This is a genomic window from Pseudomonas sp. ANT_J12, from assembly GCF_008370045.1.
Taxonomy (GTDB): domain Bacteria; phylum Pseudomonadota; class Gammaproteobacteria; order Pseudomonadales; family Pseudomonadaceae; genus Aquipseudomonas.
Genome location: NZ_VOBN01000011.1, coordinates 29339 through 47683, shown reverse-complemented (window position 1 = coordinate 47683; position 18345 = coordinate 29339). Strand labels below are relative to the sequence as shown.

13 protein-coding genes are annotated in these 18345 nt (G+C 59.7%); 6 read left to right on the top strand and 7 right to left on the bottom strand.

Annotation, left to right across the window (positions count from 1 at the left end):
• Positions 1-3 precede the first annotated feature (3 nt).
• From pgm to FQ192_RS21590, 4 genes are all read right to left on the bottom strand, one after another.
• Positions 4-1650, bottom strand: a complete 1647-nt coding sequence (pgm, locus tag FQ192_RS21605; protein WP_149660359.1) for a phosphoglucomutase (alpha-D-glucose-1,6-bisphosphate-dependent) — start codon at positions 1648-1650, stop codon at positions 4-6.
• Positions 1651-1759: 109 nt separating this feature from the next.
• A complete protein-coding gene (locus tag FQ192_RS21600; RefSeq protein WP_149660358.1) occupies positions 1760-3160 on the bottom strand; it encodes a PLP-dependent aminotransferase family protein in 1401 nt (466 codons plus the stop codon).
• A 67-nt stretch (positions 3161-3227) separates the two neighbouring features.
• Entirely contained in the window at positions 3228-4682 is a 1455-nt protein-coding gene (locus FQ192_RS21595; protein WP_149660357.1) for a hypothetical protein, read from the bottom strand.
• Between the two features lie 542 nt (positions 4683-5224).
• Complete coding sequence (locus tag FQ192_RS21590) at positions 5225-6247, bottom strand: zinc-dependent alcohol dehydrogenase family protein (RefSeq protein WP_149660356.1); 1023 nt, start codon at positions 6245-6247, stop codon at positions 5225-5227.
• A gap of 269 nt (positions 6248-6516) precedes the next feature.
• Between FQ192_RS21590 and FQ192_RS21585 the strand changes: the two genes are divergently transcribed.
• The 6 genes from FQ192_RS21585 to FQ192_RS21560 all read left to right on the top strand — a co-directional run bounded on the left by FQ192_RS21585 (position 6517) and on the right by FQ192_RS21560 (position 14621).
• Entirely contained in the window at positions 6517-7434 is a 918-nt protein-coding gene (locus tag FQ192_RS21585) for a LysR family transcriptional regulator (protein WP_149660355.1), read from the top strand.
• 221 nt (positions 7435-7655) lie between these two features.
• The gene (locus FQ192_RS21580) at positions 7656-8006 is read left to right on the top strand and encodes a DUF4190 domain-containing protein (RefSeq protein WP_149660354.1); all 351 of its coding nucleotides are present in this window, start codon (positions 7656-7658) and stop codon (positions 8004-8006) included.
• Between the two features lie 15 nt (positions 8007-8021).
• Entirely contained in the window at positions 8022-8477 is a 456-nt protein-coding gene (locus FQ192_RS21575; protein WP_149660353.1) for a DUF805 domain-containing protein, read from the top strand.
• 274 nt (positions 8478-8751) lie between these two features.
• Positions 8752-10005, top strand: coding sequence for a multidrug efflux RND transporter periplasmic adaptor subunit MexE (gene mexE / locus FQ192_RS21570; protein ID WP_149660352.1), 1254 nt, complete (start codon positions 8752-8754; stop codon positions 10003-10005).
• A 15-nt stretch (positions 10006-10020) separates the two neighbouring features.
• Positions 10021-13200 carry an efflux RND transporter permease subunit gene (locus FQ192_RS21565; RefSeq protein ID WP_149660351.1) on the top strand — a complete coding sequence of 1060 codons (3180 nt, stop codon included), beginning with the start codon at positions 10021-10023 and terminating at the stop codon, positions 13198-13200.
• Positions 13197-14621, top strand: a complete 1425-nt coding sequence (locus FQ192_RS21560; protein ID WP_149660350.1) for an efflux transporter outer membrane subunit — start codon at positions 13197-13199, stop codon at positions 14619-14621. The genes FQ192_RS21565 and FQ192_RS21560 overlap by 4 nt, the downstream gene beginning before the upstream one ends.
• Before the next feature lie 294 nt (positions 14622-14915).
• On the opposite strand, the gene FQ192_RS21555 is transcribed toward FQ192_RS21560, so the two are convergent.
• The 3 genes from FQ192_RS21555 to FQ192_RS21545 are packed head-to-tail and all read right to left on the bottom strand — an operon-like array spanning position 14916 to position 18223.
• Positions 14916-15881 (bottom strand): HlyD family secretion protein, encoded by a 966-nt coding sequence (locus FQ192_RS21555; RefSeq protein ID WP_149660349.1) that lies wholly within the window; start codon positions 15879-15881, stop codon positions 14916-14918.
• A 4-nt stretch (positions 15882-15885) separates the two neighbouring features.
• Complete coding sequence (locus tag FQ192_RS21550) at positions 15886-16086, bottom strand: DUF1656 domain-containing protein (protein WP_149660348.1); 201 nt, start codon at positions 16084-16086, stop codon at positions 15886-15888.
• Complete coding sequence (locus FQ192_RS21545; RefSeq protein WP_149660347.1) at positions 16076-18223, bottom strand: FUSC family protein; 2148 nt, start codon at positions 18221-18223, stop codon at positions 16076-16078. The genes FQ192_RS21550 and FQ192_RS21545 overlap by 11 nt, the downstream gene beginning before the upstream one ends.
• Between the last annotated feature and the right edge of the window lie 122 nt (positions 18224-18345).

Here is an 18345-nt window from a genome sequence, read left to right as displayed (position 1 = left end):
CAATCACTTCGCCGAGATTGCGCCATCCACCAGCGTCTGGGCCTCAGCCACCAACTGCTTGAGGTGTTCGTCGCTGACAAAGCTTTCCGCGTAGATCTTGTAGATGTCTTCGGTACCCGACGGACGCGCCGCGAACCAGCCGTTCTCGGTCATGACTTTCAAGCCGCCGATGGCCTGGTCGTTGCCCGGCGCATGGCTGAGGATGCTCTGGATCGCTTCGCCGGCCAGTTGGGTCGAGGTGACTTGATCCGGGGACAGTTTGCTCAGCAGCGCTTTCTGCTCAGGATTGGCCTTGGCATCGACCCGCACCGAGAACGGTTCGCCCAGTTCATCGGTCAGGGCGCGGTAGGCCTGGCTTGGGTCGCGACCGGTGCGCGCGGTCATTTCTGCCGCCAGCAGGGCCGGGATCAGGCCATCCTTGTCGGTGCTCCAGACGCCGCCATCCTTGCGCAGGAACGAGGCACCGGCGCTCTCTTCGCCACCGAAGCCCAGGGAGCCGTCGAACAAGCCATCGGCAAACCATTTGAAGCCGACCGGCACTTCGTACAGGCGACGACCCAGGCGCTTGGCCACACGATCGATCAGGCCGCTACTGACCACGGTTTTACCCACGGCGGCATCGGCACGCCACTGTGGACGGTTCTGGAACAGGTAGTCGATGGACACGGCGAGGTAGTTGTTCGGTGCCAACAGGCCACCGGACGGGGTGACGATGCCATGACGGTCATGATCCGGGTCACAGCCGAAGGCCACGTCGAAGCGATCTTTCAGACCGATCAAACCTTGCATGGCGTGGGTGGACGATGGGTCCATGCGGATCTGCCCGTCCCAATCGACGGTCATGAAACGGAACGTCGGATCGACCTGGGTGTTGACCACTTCCAGATCGAGGCGGTAATGCTCGGCAATCGCCGACCAGTAACGCACCCCTGCTCCGCCCAGCGGATCGACACCCAGATGCAGCTTGGCATCGCGAATGGCGTCGAAGTCGATCACGTTGATCAGATCGGCGACATAGGTATTGAGGTAGTCGTGACGATGGGTGGTGCTGGCCTTCAGCGCCTGTTCGTAGCTGATGCGCTTGACGCCGGCCAGTTTGTTGCCGAGCAACTCGTTGGCCTTGGCTTCGATCCACTTGGTGATATGGGTATCGGCCGGGCCGCCGTTGGTAGGGTTGTATTTGTAGCCGCCGCTTTGTGGCGGGTTATGGGATGGCGTAATGACGATACCGTCCGCCAGGCCCGAGGTACGGCCGCGGTTGTAGCAGAGAATCGCATGGGAAATGGCCGGGGTCGGCGTGTACTCGTCGCCTTCGGCGATCATCACGGTGACGCCGTTGGCCGCCAGCACTTCGAGGGCGCTCGCACCGGCCGGCGTCGACAGCGCATGAGTGTCGATACCGACAAACAGTGGGCCATCGATGCCCTGGGCCTCACGGTACAGGCAGATGGCCTGGCTGATCGCCAGAACGTGCCATTCGTTGAAACTCAAGTCGAACGAGCTGCCTCGGTGACCGGACGTGCCGAAGGCTACGCGCTGGGTAGAGATGGCGGCATCAGGCTGGCCGGTGTAGTAGGCCGTAACCAGTCGCGGGATGTCGACCAACAATTCTGCCGGTGCCGGTTTGCCCGCAAAAGGACTGATTGTCATGCAAAACCTCTAGATAGAGTGGCTCAGGAATTGGAACGCAGTTTACTGGCAGTTTGACCGCAACGCGATGGTAACGATCCGAGCCATGGACGACGTTTTTTAACCTGGCTCAATCGACCGACTCCAGACGCAACGCATCCCCCAGCAAACCCAGGGCGGTTCCCAGATCATGATCACCACTAAACGTATGGCTCAGGCGCAAGTGCTGACCATACAGGCCTTGCAGGCTGAACAACTCTCCCGGCGCAATCACCACCTGCTGCTTGAGCAAGCGCTGGAACACCCGGCGCACATCGACCTGGCGCAACGAACGCGCCCAGATCGTCGCCCCACCCTGCGGCTCCACCAGTTGCAAGGCATCGCCCAGGCGCTCGTGCAAGAGTTGGGTCATCTGCACCTGGCGCTCCTTGAGCAAGCGCCTCAGCACTTGCAGATGCTGATCGATACGTCCACTGCTGTACAGGCGTGCGATGGCCTTCTGGCGGATCGGCGACAAGCGAAAAGCGCGCAGCAAAAAATGCCGCTGCAATTCATTACCCAGGAGCCGCGAGAGCAGATAGCCATAAGGCGCTTCGGGGCCGATGAGTTTCTCGAAGGAAGAAAACACGATCAGTCGGTCAGGATCCAGAAGGTCGCGAAATCTCGGGCCGTCGGACTCGAAACCGAGTTCACCGTAACAGTCGTTTTCCAGCACCCAGCTGCCATGCTGCGCCAACAGGTCGGCGATGGACTGGCGATTGTCGTCGGGAATCTGGCTGCCTCGGGGCATGCTCATCCCGGACGACAGCACCACCAGCCGCACCGGGCGGGCCTCCAGCACTTCCTTGAGTTGCTCCAGGTCCAGTGAGCCGCAGACTCGCAACGGCAACTCGACCACCCGCACACCCGCCGCCTCGAACAACCGAAGGATGACCCAATCGCACGGCGACTCGATGACCACGGTCGCATCCTTGAGTCGCAGGACCGCGATCAGTATTTCCAGAACCCCACGCAGATCGGCGCCGATGTACACCTCATCGGCGTGCCAGCAACGCGCCGGCGACGTGGTGTAGCGCGCAGCGAGGGCCGTGCGCAGTTCCAGCTCGCCGCAGGGTTGCGCAGCCGATGCCGGTTGACGCGGATATTGGCGCAGCAGCTCGCGCTCCAACATCAGCAAAGGGCTGTCCAGTGGCTGCAACAAGGCCGGCTCGTCGGTGCTCAACACCAGCATTTCCGGACGCCGGGCATTGGCATAAACGCACTCAAGCAGATCATTACCGCTGGTCTGCGGGCCAATGGCGGTGACCGGCAGGGAGTAATAGCCGGACTTGGCCACCGAGTAGACCCGGCCCTCCTTCTCTAGCAGCGAATACGCGTACTGGATGGTCGAGATCGACACATTAAGGCGCACCGCCAACTGCCTCAACGAGGGCAGACGGATGGGCGTACCGCCATCCGACTTATGGGTCAAGTGCGTCAAGTACCGGTAAACCGCCTGGTAAGCAAAATCGGTTTCTCTGGGTCCTTTCATCGGTAATGGCCAGGCACGGTGCGAGCAGGTGCATGAGCGGTTGTGGATCGCGGCAGCCCTTGCACCGTCAATGCCCCGCGGACAGTTCGCCAACCACGGCAGCGTCATCGTTGCGCGGTTCTTCGACGCCGTTGTCGGCCTCAACCACCACCGGCTTCATGCGATACAACGTGCCGATCAGGCTGACCGGCAAGCCGCTGACATCGACCATCCACTGCACCACCTGTTCCGGCACCTGATAACCCTGCATCGCCTTGTGCAAGTCCGGCATCGCCACCAGCATGCCGGGATGACAACTGCGCAGGAAGCGCTCCAGTCCCGCGCCACTGTCGATAAATGGCGAAAACAGCAGGCATATCAGTTGGGCCTCGGTCAGCCCGAGGTTTTTTTGCGCCTCGGCCGCCGCCAGCAGGCGCTGTTCGGCCTCGGTGGCCGGGTTACCGAATGCTTCCAGAGCCAGCTCGCAAATACGTTCCGGCACCTGCTTGCGACGCATCATCACCAAAGCGCGCTGCAAATATTCGGCGACCCCGGTTTCGTAGCTTCGGCCCGACACAAAGCACGCTTGCAGCCCCCGCAAGTGCGCCGCAATCCCAGGGCTGACATAGTCGTTGTCGCTCAGGTGCGCCGCCATTTCGTCGGGGCGGACACCCAGGAATTCGGTGAGCAGAGGCCAGCGTTCTTCCAGTTTGCCGACGACCATGTCGTGAATATCGAGACTAGTGGTCCGGCGGCAGGCTTCAAATCGGCCCGCCGGGCGCCAGGTTGCGTACCCATGACCGAAATAGAACTCGCGGTAATAGTCGCTGCCCAGCTCATCAAGCATGGCAAACAACACCTCGAAGCCAGCGGATGTGCAGTTCAAGGTCCCGAGGCCGGCCTTTTGCGCCGCACGCTTCAATCCTTCGAGAAACTGTCTCTGCTGGCGAGGCGTTTCGCTGCTGATCAAGGCATCGACGCCGCTGTCCCAGCGCGCAATTTGCCCGTAGAACTCGCCAGTGGTCAGGTAGCCGTCATCCCATAGATCGAGCGGACCGTCACAGGTCCGGCAATGGCCGACCATCAATTGATTGAGCCGATTCGACTCGCGCCCGGCCTCGGAGATGGGGGCCAAGTGGTCGAATGGCAGGACTTCACGGTTATCCACCATCAACAATTCGACCCGAGGATCGTCATAGAGGAACAATGCCGCGTTGCTGCGGTGGATATTGTCCAGCGCCGTCGAGCCGGTCCCGTTCAGGCGCAAGGTCGCCACCCGCAACTGGAAGGTCGCCGGTGCACGGCTGGCGATACTCAGTTGTGCGGCACGCAGCAATGCCAGGGTGTAGCAACTGTCCAGCGTCCCGGACTGAATCGACATCACCTTGAAATCGCCAATTCGCTCCATCCCCCCGGCGGCCACCACCAGGCGCTGAATCATAAGCTGCAATGCAGTGCGCTCGGCGCGAGAGAAAAAACTCAGCAGCCTTTGCAGTACTTGCTGATAAACATAGTTCATTGCCTGATCGTGGATTGTAGTCATCAGTGTTTTACCTGGTATTCGGAAGTTCAATGTCACGCAAACAGTGATAAACACTGCGCGACCGATTCTCGGTGATGAAGTGCAGCAATCCTTTCATAAAATGCTAGCACTCGAATGTGAGTAATTATTTGAAATGGTTTGTACTCTGCCTATACCCAGGCGACAGCCACCTCCTCGCAAAGCCCCAGCGGGCAAGGTCCTTGAGATTTAAACTGACTTCCTAGGAAACTTCCGACAACGTCCCACAGACATTGAGTACAAAAAACAGAGAAAGAAGTTACTGATATATTTTTGATAGTTGCCCACTGCAACACCGGCCCATCGCCTGCAACCAATATGCCCGAATTAATATCAATCGAACGCCCACCCATGACTCGTTCCTTGAGATGAAAGTAATCATTCAATTATCAGGGCTTATATGATGATTAGAAGATACAGATCGAAAGCAAAAACCGGTTCAGTTGCTCAAATGCACCGTTCAGAAACGACAATGCCCTCGGCGCGGGGAGCACCGAGGGCATCGGGGGACTGCTTGAAGGGTGTTACGCGGGCTCGACCTGAAGGGCGACCCGTTCGCGGCATGGGCATTCGTCCATGTAGCGGTGGGCTTCGACAAACTCGGCAAACGGGAAGACCCGAGTCTTGAGCGGCAACAGAACACGGTCGGCGGTCAACTGGTTGATATCGCGCAACGCTCGTTGCAACGCCACCTGATCCTGAACAATGCCCAACTCCGGCTTACCGGTGAAGTTGCCGATGCAGTGCACGAAGAACTGAATGTTCTTCTGGAACGCCGCACAGGCCGGGAATGGCGTCTGGTTGCCCCCTTGCAGGCCATAAAGCACCAGGCTGCCACGGGGTGCGAGCACGTCACCGAGTAGCGACATCTGTGGCCCGCCGAGGCCGTCGAATACCACATCGACCCCGCGGTTGTCCGTGATTTTGTTGATTTGCATAAGCAGATCCTGTTCTTCGGTGACGATGACTTTCTCGGCACCGAGGGACAGCAGGTTTTCACGTTCTTCCGCGGTCTTGGTCGCGGCAATCACCCGTATACCCAGGGCTTTGCCCAGTTGCACGAAGGAAGGCCCTGCGCAATGGCTTGCGTCGGTCACCAGGGCGAATTGCCCCGGCTTGACTCGCGCCAGGTCGACGTAGGCAAAGTAGGCGATCAACAGCGGCGTGTAATGCACGCTGGCTTCGATCGGGCTGAGCACGTCCGGGTAGCGGGTCAGTGCTGAACGCGGCAGGACAATCTGTTCGCCGTAGACCGGATAATCGTTAGGGCTTTCGGCCGGGAAGCTGGCGACCTTGTCACCTACTGCCAGATCGTCGACACCATCGCCAATCGCCGTCACGACGCCGGCCATTTCATGGCCAAGGCCTGAAGGTAGACGAGCGTGGGACGACGCCAGGTTCTGGCGCCAGAGAATGTCGTACCAGCTAATGCCGATTGCTTCGACGCGCACCTGCACTTCACCTGGTGCAGGCAGAGCGGCCGCATGCTCTTCGCATTTGAGCACCTCGGCTGGACCAAACTTGTGAAAACGGATCGTGCGGGACATCGCAAACCTCGTCAAAGTAACCTCTAATGCCCTGAACTCTATCTGGGCTTTCTACCCAAGACCATCAGTGGCTATTAATAGTCGACATGCCTGTCATTGATTCCGCAGCGCCGGCGACATCATCAGATGCCGTAAAAACCGAAGCAGCCATTTAAGTAAAAAGTGAATTACACGGTGCAGAGTAGCAGCCTTTGCCCGTAAGATTCATGCCGGCCATTGTTCTCATATGGCCGCTCACGTCAAGTTTGCTGACTCTGCCAGGACTCCAGATGAATCGTAATGACCTGCGTCGTGTCGACCTGAACCTGTTGATCGTATTCGAAACACTGATGCACGAACGCAGCGTGACCCGCGCGGCGGAAAAACTGTTCCTTGGCCAGCCGGCCATCAGCGCGGCGTTGTCGCGCCTGCGCGGGCTGTTCGACGATCCGTTGTTCGTGCGCACCGGCCGCAGCATGGAGCCTTCCGCCCGGGCGGTGGAGATCTTCGCCCTGCTCTCCCCGGCCCTGGACTCGATTTCCACAGCGGTCAGCCGTGCGGCGGAATTCGACCCGGCCACCAGCACTGCGGTATTTCGTATCGGTCTGTCGGACGACGTCGAATTCGCCTTGCTGCCGATGCTGCTCAAACGCCTGCGCGCCGAATCACCGGGCATCGTCCTGGTGGTACGTCGGGCCAACTACATCCTGATGCCGAGCTTGCTGGCCTCCGGCGAGATCTCGATCGGCGTCAGCTACACCGCCGATTTGCCGGCCAACGCCAAGCGTAAAGTGCTACGCCGCAGCATGCCCAAGCTGCTACGCGCCGATACCGTGCCGGGGCCGCTGAGCCTCGATGACTTCTGTGCGCGCCCGCATGCACTGGTGTCATTCGCCGGTGACCTGAGCGGCTTTATAGATGAAGAACTCGAAAAACTCGGGCGCAAACGCCATGTTGTCCTGGCAGTGCCGCAGTTCAACGGGCTGAGCACCCTCATCAGCGGGACCGATATTGTCGCCACCGTGCCGGACTACACCGCTGAAGCCTTGACCGCAGCAGGCGGCGTGCGAGCGGAAGATCCGCCGTTGCCAGTGCGCAGTTTTGAACTGCACATGGCCTGGCGCGGGTCGCAGGACAATGATCCGGGGGAGCGTTGGTTGCGGTCCAGGATTCAGATGTTTTTTGGGGATCCGGATAGCCTGACTTAAGTCGCGCGAGCAGCTCGATGCTGTCCACACCCGAACAAGATCAAACGCTATTGATGAGTGCGCCTTTCAAGCCCAGCCAGAGTAACAGTCGCTAAGCGCGATTTGCGCAACACACCCGGCCTTAAAAACAGAACTCGAAAGTTATCGGAAATAACATTAAAGTCGCCCGGCATCCGGGCGATAACGGTGCTGGTATTCAGGATTAAACGTTAAGGAAGACGATGACAATGGTATTTTGTCGCGCGTGCGCCAAGGAAATTCACGAGACGGCTCCAGCGTGTCCCCAATGCGGAGCGAGCCAACACGTTGCCTTGGCGGCAACTCCTGGCATCGGCTCACCGTGGCTGGCCATCCTCTCGCTGATATTGGGCATCATCTGCTTACTCACCCTGCTTGATGACTCCGAATGGGACAGAGATACCGTCGTCGGTATGAGCACATTTTCCGTCGCCGGTCTTATTTGCGGGATCATCAGTATCAACCAGAAGAAACCAGGAAATAACTTGGCGATTGCCGGCGTTATCTTGTCGGCTATTGCGACGCTTGTTTTCATCGGACTGTCATTAGACTAATTTTAGGGAAAAAATATGAGCATGGTTTTTTGTCGTGGTTGTGCCAAGGAAATCAGTACCCTGGCCAAAGCCTGCCCGCAGTGCGGCGCGCCGCAAGCGAGCGAACAAGCCTTTACAGCGCCAAATGCAGGCGCAGCGCAAGGTAATCCTTACATTGAAGTACTGAAGAAATATGCTGTGTTCAGCGGCCGCGCAAGCCGTCGGGAATACTGGATGTTTATTCTGATCAACGTTGCGATCGGTATCGGCCTCATGATTATCGACGCCTTGTTGGGCACCAAAGGGATCCTCAACAATATTTATAGCCTGGCAGTGTTCCTCCCGGGTCTCGGTGCGGCCATTCGCCGGATGCACGACACTGATCGCAGTGGCTGGTGGATCTTGCTGCCGATCGTGAACATCGTATTCCTGGCCCAGGACAGCACGCCTGGCGTCAACCGCTTCGGTCCGAACCCTAAAGGGATCAACTGAAGTCAGTGAACTAACGCTAATCGAGACGGCCGCCATGGCCGTCTCTTTGTTTGAGCCGTTGACAACACTTCGAATCCGTCCGACCTTTGCATTCCGCGCAACACAGATTTGTTATCAACCCAATTGATAGCACCCTAACGAAAGGCGCATGCTAGAGGGCTTGCTTCGCGCTTATATCATTCCGAATGATAGTTACCTTTGCCTCATTCGATTCGTGCGATACAACATCGCCGAGCATCATCCGTCCATTCTCAATACATTGGCGGATGCATCCATGGAACAGTCACTCAAACATTTGCGCTTCCCGTTGGCCTTGTTGGCCGTAGTGGTGATGAGCGCTTGCGGCAAGGCTCCTGAGACCGCCGCCACCATGCCCGCGGCCAAGGTCAGCGTGGCCAAGGTGCTGGAGCAACCTGTCAACGAGTGGGACGAATTCACCGGGCGCCTCGAAGCGCCAGAAACCGTAGAAATTCGTCCACGGGTCTCCGGCCAGATCGATGAAGTCGCTTTCACTGAAGGCGCATTGGTCAAGAAAGGCGATGTACTGTTCCAGATCGACCCCCGCCCATTCCAGGCTGAGGTCCGCCGCCTCGAATCGCTGGTCGCCCAATCCCGCGCCAACGCCACCCGCAGCGAAAACGAAGCCCAGCGTGGCGAACGGTTGCGGACCAGCAACGCGATCTCCGCCGAGCTGGCCGATTCGCGCACCAGCGCTTCGCAAGAAGCCCGCGCTGCCGTCGGTGCCCTCCAGGCCCAACTGGACCTGGCCAAACTGAACCTGAGCTTCACCCGCGTGACGTCGCCGATCAGCGGCCGCGTCAGCCGTGCGGAAATCACTGCCGGTAACCTGGTGACCGCCGATACCACCGCGCTCACCAGCGTCGTCTCGACTGACAAGGTCTACGCCTACTTCGACGCCGACGAGCGTGTGTTCCTCAAATACACCCAGCTCGCTCGTCAGGGCAAACGCGGCGCCACCACTCCGGTGTACCTCGGCCTGTCCAACGAGGACGGCAACCCGCACCAGGGCGTGATGAACTTCGTCGACAACCAGGTCAACCCGAAGACCGGCACCATCCGTGGTCGCGCCGTGTTCGATAACGCTGACGGTCAGTACACCCCAGGCCTGTACGCACGCCTGAAACTGGTCGGCAGCGGCACCTACTCGGCCGTGTTGATCAACGACGAAGCGGTCGGTACCGACCTGGGTAAAAAGTTCGTGCTGGTGATGGATGCCGACAACAAGACCGTGTACCGCTCAGTCGAGCTGGGTCCGAAGATCGAAGGCTTGCGCATCGTGCGCAGCGGTCTGAACAAGGACGACACCGTCATCGTCAAGGGTCTGCAACGGGTTCGCCCTGGTTCTCCAGTGACGCCTGAAGTGATCCCGATGGCCACCAAGGAAACCCTCGCCGCTCTGGCTCAACAACGACAAGCGCTGGAAGCCAGCAACCTGCCCCAAGTCGCACCTGCCAAGGTCGCGCCGGGTGCGGTTGTGAAACTGGCTGCTGCGACTCCACGCGGTTAAGGGACGACAACTCCGATGAATTTTTCCCAATTCTTCATTTCTCGGCCGATCTTTGCAGCGGTACTGTCGCTGCTGATCCTGATCGCCGGCGCCATCTCGCTGTTCCAGTTGCCGATCAGCGAATACCCGGAAGTGGTTCCGCCGACCGTTGTGGTCCGCGCCAACTTCCCGGGTGCCAACCCTAAAGTCATCGGCGAAACCGTGGCAGCTCCTTTGGAGCAAGCCATCACCGGTGTCGAGAACATGCTGTACATGTCCTCGCAGTCCACCGCCGATGGCAAGATCACCCTGACCATCACCTTCGCCCTGGGTACTGACCTGGACAACGCGCAGGTGCAAGTTCAGAACCGCGTAACCCGGACCGAGCCGAAGCTTCCAGAAGAAGTGACGCGCATTGGTATCACCGTGGACAAGGCCTCTCCGGACCTGACCATGGTGGTTCACTTGACCTCGCCGGACAAACGCTACGACATGCTCTACCTGTCCAACTACGCCTTGCTCAACATCAAGGATGAGCTGGCGCGCCTGGGCGGTGTCGGTGATGTGCAGCTGTTCGGGATGGGCGATTACTCCCTGCGGGTATGGCTCGATCCAAACAAGACCGCTTCGCGCAACCTGACCGCGACCGATGTGGTCAACGCCATTCGTGAGCAGAACCGTCAGGTCGCTGCCGGTGCCCTGGGCGCGCCTCCTGCGCCGAATGCCACCAGCTTCCAGTTGTCGGTTAACACCCAAGGTCGTCTGGTTTCCGAGGAAGAGTTCGAGAACATCATCATTCGCGCCGGTGACAACGGTGAAATCACGCGCCTCAAAGACATCGCTCGGGTTGAACTGGGTTCCAGCCAATACGCATTGCGTTCGTTGCTGAACAACCAACCGGCGGTGGCGATCCCGATCTTCCAGCGCCCTGGCTCCAACGCGATCCAGATCTCCAACGAAGTTCGCGACAAGATGGCCGAACTGAAGAAGAGCTTCCCGGAAGGCATGGACTTCAGCATCGTCTATGACCCGACCATCTTCGTGCGCGGCTCCATCGAGGCAGTGGTCCACACCCTATTCGAAGCGCTGATCCTCGTAGTGCTGGTAGTGATTCTGTTCCTGCAAACCTGGCGCGCCTCGATCATTCCATTGGTGGCGGTGCCGGTATCGTTGATCGGTACGTTTGCGGTGATGCACCTGTTTGGCTTCTCCCTGAACGCCCTGTCACTGTTCGGTTTGGTATTGGCCATCGGTATCGTGGTGGATGACGCCATCGTGGTGGTGGAGAACGTCGAGCGGAACATCGAACTCGGATTGACCCCGGTCGAAGCCACCAAGCGCGCCATGCGTGAAGTGACCGGCCCGATCATCGCCACGGCACTGGTGTTGTGTGCTGTGTTTATCCCGGCGGCATTCATCTCCGGGTTGACCGGGCAGTTCTATAAACAGTTCGCCCTGACCATCGCGATTTCGACGGTGATCTCGGCCTTCAACTCGCTGACCCTGTCGCCAGCGCTGGCTGCGGTGTTGCTCAAGAGCCACGACGCGCCGAAGGACCGCTTCTCCAAGGTCCTCGATAAGATCTTCGGTGGCTGGTTGTTCCGTCCGTTCAACCGCTTCTTTGAGAAAGCCAGCCACGGTTATGTCGGCACGGTCGGCCGGGTCATCCGCAGCAGCGGTATCGCCCTTCTCCTGTACGCTGGCCTGATGGTGCTGACCTTCTTCGGTTTCGCCAACACCCCGACCGGTTTCGTACCTGGCCAGGACAAGCAATACCTGGTGGCCTTCGCGCAGTTGCCGGACGCTTCGAGCCTGGACCGTACCGAAGACGTGATCAAGCGCATGTCCGACCTGGCCCTGAAACAGCCTGGCGTGGAAAGTGCGGTGGCCTTCCCGGGCCTGTCGATCAACGGCTTCACCAACAGTCCGAACGCCGGCATCGTGTTTGTGACCCTGAAACCGTTCGACGAGCGTAAAGACCCGAGCATGTCCGCCGGTGCGATTGCCGGTGCCTTGAACGGCAAGTTCGCCGGCATCGAAGAAGCCTACATGGCGATCTTCCCGCCGCCGCCGGTACAAGGCCTGGGCACCATCGGTGGTTTCCGCCTGCAGATCGAAGACCGGGGCAACCTGGGCTACGACGAGCTATACAAAGAAACCATGAACATCATCACCAAGAGCCACAACGTGCCGGAACTGGCCGCGCTGTTCACCAGTTACACCGTGAACGTGCCACAGGTCGATGCCGCCATCGACCGTGAGAAAGCCAAGACCCACGGCGTCGCCGTCAGCGACATCTTCGACACCCTGCAGATTTACCTGGGTTCGCTGTATGCCAACGACTTCAACCGCTTTGGTCGCACCTATCAAGTCAACGTTCAGGCCGAGCAACAGTTCCGCCTCGAACCGGACCAGATCGGTCAGCTGAAAGTGCGCAACAACAAAGGCGAGATGATCCCGCTGGCGACCTTCATCAAGGTCAGCGACACCTCAGGCCCCGACCGCGTGATGCACTACAACGGCTTCATCACCGCTGAAATCAACGGTGCGGCAGCCCCGGGCTACAGCTCCGGCCAGGCCCAGATCGCCATCGAGAAACTGCTCAAGGATGAACTTCCAAACGGCATGACCTACGAATGGACCGACCTGACCTACCAGCAGATTCTGTCCGGCAACACTGCGCTGTTCGTGTTCCCGCTCTGCGTACTGCTGGCGTTCCTGGTGCTCGCGGCGCAATACGAAAGCTGGAGCCTGCCACTGGCGGTGATCCTGATCGTACCGATGACGCTGCTGTCGGCCATTACCGGTGTGATTGCTTCGGGAGGCGACAACAACATCTTCACCCAGATCGGCTTGATCGTACTGGTGGGGCTTGCCTGTAAGAACGCGATTCTGATCGTCGAGTTTGCCAAGGATAAACAGCAGGAAGGCCTCGGCCCTCTGGCTGCGGTACTGGAAGCGTGCCGTCTGCGTCTGCGGCCGATCCTGATGACCTCTTTCGCGTTCATCATGGGTGTTGTGCCACTGGTGTTCTCCAGCGGTGCCGGTGCCGAGATGCGTCATGCCATGGGCGTGGCGGTGTTCTCCGGGATGCTCGGGGTGACCTTCTTCGGTCTGTTGCTGACGCCAGTGTTCTACGTATTGATTCGTAACTTTGTGGAGCGCGGTGAAGCGCGCAAAGCGGCCAAGACCCTGAAACTGGAGTCGCAACAATGAGCCTGAAAGCCTTCCTGCCGAGCTTGCTGGTACTGGCGCTGAGCGCCTGTGCTGTCGGCCCGGACTACAAAACCCCTGCCACGGAGCCGGCCAACATCACGGCCGCTACCGATGGCGCCAGCGGTCAGAAGAACTATGACCGCTCGCGTTTCGAAGGCATCTGGTGGCAACAGTTTGAAGACCCGACCCTCAACCAGTTGGTGATGCAATCGCTGCAAGGCAACCGTGATCTGCGCGTGGCATTCGCCCGCTGGAAAGCCGCACGAGCGATTCGCGACGACGCCAGCAACGACGCCATGCCGACCATCACCAGCCGCGCCAGCAGTGACCTGGCCAAGGGGCAAATCCCTGGCCAGACCACCAAACGGGTTAACAGCGAACGCTATGACCTGGGCCTGGACATGGCGTGGGAACTGGACTTGTTCGGTCGCATCCAGCGCAATCTGGAATCGGCCGACGCCGAGCAACAAGCCGCCGAGGCCGATCTGTACCAACTGCAAGTCAGCATGATTGCCGAACTGGTGGACGCCTACGGCCAGCTGCGCGGCGCACAACTGCGGGAAAAGATCGCCCTGGCCAACCTGAACAACCAGCAGGAATCGAGCAAGATCACCGTCAGCCTGCGTGATGCCGGCGTCGGCGATCAGCTTGATGTGGTCCGCGCCGATGCACGCCTGGCTTCCGTCGAAGCCAGTGTGCCGCAATTGCAGGCCGAACAGGTTCGACAGAAAAACCGTATCGCCACCCTGCTGGGTGAACGTCCGGACAAGCTGACCGTCGACTTGAGCCCGAAAGATTTGCCAGCGATCGCCAAGGCCCTGCCGATCGGTAATCCGGGTGAACTGCTGCAACGTCGCCCGGACATTCTCAGCGCCGAACGCAAGCTCGCTTCCGCCACCGCCCGTATCGGCGTAGCCAAGGCTGATTTGTTCCCGCGGGTCAGCCTCAGCGGCTTCCTCGGCTTCACCGCCGGGCGTGGTTCGCAGATCGGTTCTGCGGCAGCCAATGCCTGGGCACTGGGCCCAAGCATTACCTGGGCGGCGTTTGACCTGGGTAGCGTGCGCGCCCGTTTGCGCGGTGCCGATGCCGATGCCGAAGGCGCCCTGGCGACCTACGAGCAACAAGTGCTGCTGGCCCTGGAAGAATCGGAAAACGCCTTCAGCGATTACGGCAAACGCCAGCAACGCCTGATTTCGCTGATTCGTCAGAGTGAATCCAGCCGCGCCGCTGCCGACCTGGCGCAGATTCGCTACCGCGAAGGCACGGCGGACTTCCTGGTCCTGCTCGACGCCCAGCGTGAACGTCTGGCCGCCGAAGATTCCCAGGCCCAGGCCGAAGTCGATCTGTATCGCGGCATCGTCGCGATCTACAAAGCCTTGGGTGGCGGTTGGCAACCGGAGACAACGGTCGCCAGCAAGTAAGTTTTTAAAGAGCTCCTTTGGTTGGCCGCAACCAACCAAATTTTTTGGCCCCGCGTCTCATTCGGTCGCGGGGCTTTTTTTTGCTTGCTCAAAAGACACTGCATTCCATCTGTGGGAACGGGCTTGTGTGGCGACGGGGCTTGTCGGAATGCCGCACCACCCCGTTCGGCTGCGAAGCAGTCGTGAATCATTGCATGCGGTGTGTCTGACAGATCTCGGCTACACGTTTTGGGGCCGCTTCGCGACCCAACGGGGGCAAGCCCCCTCGCCACAAATGCCCGTTCCAATAAGGGATTAGCGGTGTTCGTCTGTCTTGTGGTTTTCCATGACGGTTACTGTGGCTGTCGTGCCGGCCCGCAAGCGGTTTTTGGCTGCGTAATCAGCATCGATCTCTATCCGCACCGGCACCCGTTGCGCCAATTTGACCCACGTGTAACTGGGGTTGATGTTGGCCAGCAACCGCGCACCCGGGGCGTTCTCGCGGTCGGCAATGGCGAAGGCGATGCTTTGCACCGTGCCGCCGAAGGTTTCGCCGCTCATTAACTCGATCCGCACCCGGTCCCCCTCCTGGATTCGCGGCAGTTTGGTTTCTTCAAAGTAACCACTGACGTAAAACGAGTCGCTGTCCACCAGCGCCAGCAACGCACCACCGGCCGTGGCGTAATCGCCCTGGCGGGTCAGCAGGTTGGTGACGTAGCCACTGACCGGCGCTTCGACCCGGGTACGTTGCAAATCGAGTTCGGCCTGGGTCAACGCGGCGATGGCCAGTTGCACATTGGCCTGGGCCAGCCCGAGGTTAGCCTGATTGCGTAACAACTCGGCCTGGGCCACGGCGACCTCAGTGCTGGATTTTTCCCACTCCTCACCGGAAATCGCGAAACCCTGTTTCAACTTGCGCCGCCGCTGTTCTTCGCTTTGACGCTGCTTGAGCAACGCTTCGCTGGACACAATTGAAGCCTGAGATTGGCCAAGCGTCGCTTTCGAGACTTCCACGGAACGCTTGGCCCGCTCCACCGCCAGGCTGTAGCGCGCCGGATCGATCTCCAGCAGCAGCTGCCCTTTCTCCACATGCTGGTTGTCCTGCACGCCCAGGCTGACGATGCGTCCCGCGACGTCGGCCGACAAGGTCACCACATCCGCCCTCACCCGGGCATCCCGGGTCCAGGGCGCGCGGGTGTAATGCTCCCAAGCAAACCAGCCGAGGATGAACGCCAGCAACACCACCGCGACGGTCGCGAGTCGGGCAAGGATCTTCTTCAAGGCATCAGCCTCCCATGACCAGGATCAGCGTGGCGCAAACGCAGGCATACAACGCCCCTTCAAACAGCGCTTCATGCCAGACGAAACGCAAAACACCCAGGCGCCTCAGGAGCCAGTCCAGCAGCAGAAAAATCGGCAAGGCCAGCAACAGGGCCTGGGCGATTGGCGGCAGATAGACACCGCCCAATTCCAGATCAATGGGCAAGGGCTGGTACTCCTTCCGTGTCGGCAGGTTGAAAGTAGCCGCGGTAGCGCTGTAGAAACGACACCACGATCAGCAACGAAACGCGCATCCGGAATACGGACCACAACTGCTCATGAACATCCAGATGCAGGTCATCCATTTCATCCCCCAGGCTGCGCAAGTTGGCGAGCAGGCGCTCAAGATCGATCCCGGGCCGTCCGGCAATCAACCGCCCGGTCTCACGGACCGCCGCCAGCAAACGGTTTTGTTGATCGGTACTCAGCAGCGCATGGTTGCGCCCTTGCTGCCTGAGCTGGTTCAACGCCACGCCCAGCGCCATGCAACCCAGGCTGACTTCGAACAACTCCCGGGAGCGCTGCTCGGTAATCGCCGGCAGCAAGCCAAGCATCATGGTCAGGCGGTCGACCATACGGCTTTCAAAGGCAAATTGCTGCTCATCGGTGGCTGGCGTCTTGAGTAACGCGTAGACCTGTTCACAGCTCTCATTGAACAACCGGCGCATCCGTAAAACCGGTCTGAACGGGAAGATCAGCGCGTAGACACTCAGTGCCAGCACGGTGGCGCAGGTGTACGCGGCGGCGAACTCGAACCACTGGATCGCCGTGTTCTGGCCGATCCCGATGTTTTGCGGCCCCAACAACAGGAATGTCGTGAGCCCCAGGCCAATGGCCGTCCCGGTGGTAGGCGGCGTGGTCAGCCCGATCGCCACGGCGTACAGCAGCGGCACCAACAGCAACGCCAACAACTCGAAATGGCTGATCATCGGGAACAGCATGAACAGGTAGAGCGCCGAAGCGATCAGCGCCATGACCAGCCCCCTCGCATAACTCTGGGCGGCCAGCAGCGGTCGCGGGAACGTCGCCATCAGCGAACAGAGAATGCCCACCAGCACCATTCCGCCACGGGCGCCGTCCCAGCCGGTTTCGATCCAGATCAATCCAGCCACCACCAACGCGATAAAGGCGCGAATGGCGTTCATCGCCGCCAGGGTGAAATCCAGATGCAATGGATTCTCCTGCCCGCGAAACACGCAACTGGCTTCGCGCCCCTCCTGAATCGCATCGCTGAGTTCCAGAATCTGCTCCAGTTGCTGAAGCAACCGCGCCTGCTCCCAACGCAACGCCCAGGCCAACGAGCGCAAGGTGGCGGTCATGGTTTCGGTGAGCTGCTCGGCCTTGTAAGCCTGGCTGTCGAAGCGGTGTTGCAGTGAGACGAAATGCTTGCGCGCCTCGGTCGACAATGCGCGCCCCTGAATCGCCAATTCATCGAGAAAAGCCAGTTCTTCGGCGCGCAACAGCTCGATTTCTTCGGGCAATGCGCCTTGCCAGCGCTCGGCCAGCAGCTCTCGCTGGTGGCGCAACGCCGTCAGTCGTGAGGTCAGCAGCACCAGCTGATTACCCAGCATCTGCACCAGGCCGTTGGCACTGCGCAGGCGAGGCGCATCGAAGTACAAATGCCGACGCAACCCTTCCAGCGCACTGATCTCGCCCAACAGTTGCATCTGCCGACGGTGGAAATCGGCTTCGCTTTCTTCGGTGCGGATGACCGCCGCCGCGTGGGTCGCAAGCAGCTTGATCACCTCGTCGACCTTGGCGAAATAGTTGCGCGCCACCGTCTCCGGGCGTGCGGTCAGGAGGCTGACCACGCACACGCAAGCCAACGCCAACAGTGTCTCGGTGACCCGTGTGACGGCCAGCAGGAACGTGCCGTCCTGGTCCGGCACCGACAGCAGCGCCACAACAACGGCCGTGTAGCCGCTGAGCACAAAGGCCTGGGAGCTGGTGTAGCGCAACAACGTACCGCCAGCGGTGCACAACGCCAGCCACAGGGCCAGGGTAATAATGAAGGGCAGCGGGGCCTGGGGGAAAATCGCCATGATCAGCACCGCGACGACCGCGCCCATCGTGGTGCCGATAACCTGGCCGAAGCTGCGGGCCAACGCCATGCCACCCGACGGCTGGCTGACGATGACCACCGCCATGATCGACCACTTGGGCTGGTCGAGGTCGAACAGGAACGCCAGGTACAAGGTCAGCAAACCGGCGGCAATGGTTCGCAAGGCAAACAGCAAGCCCCCTTGGCCGGGATTGAGCAGCATCTTGAAGTAGTGAAGAAACGGTTGCATGGGCGAACTCATCGGGTCATCTCAAGCAAGCGTAGTCACTGCTTCAAGACCCCGACAGGTTAAAAAGTCGACGGGAGTTGTAGGCAAATTCGATGATCAGCCAGCCGCCAGCGATAGATGCGCTCGATAACCCT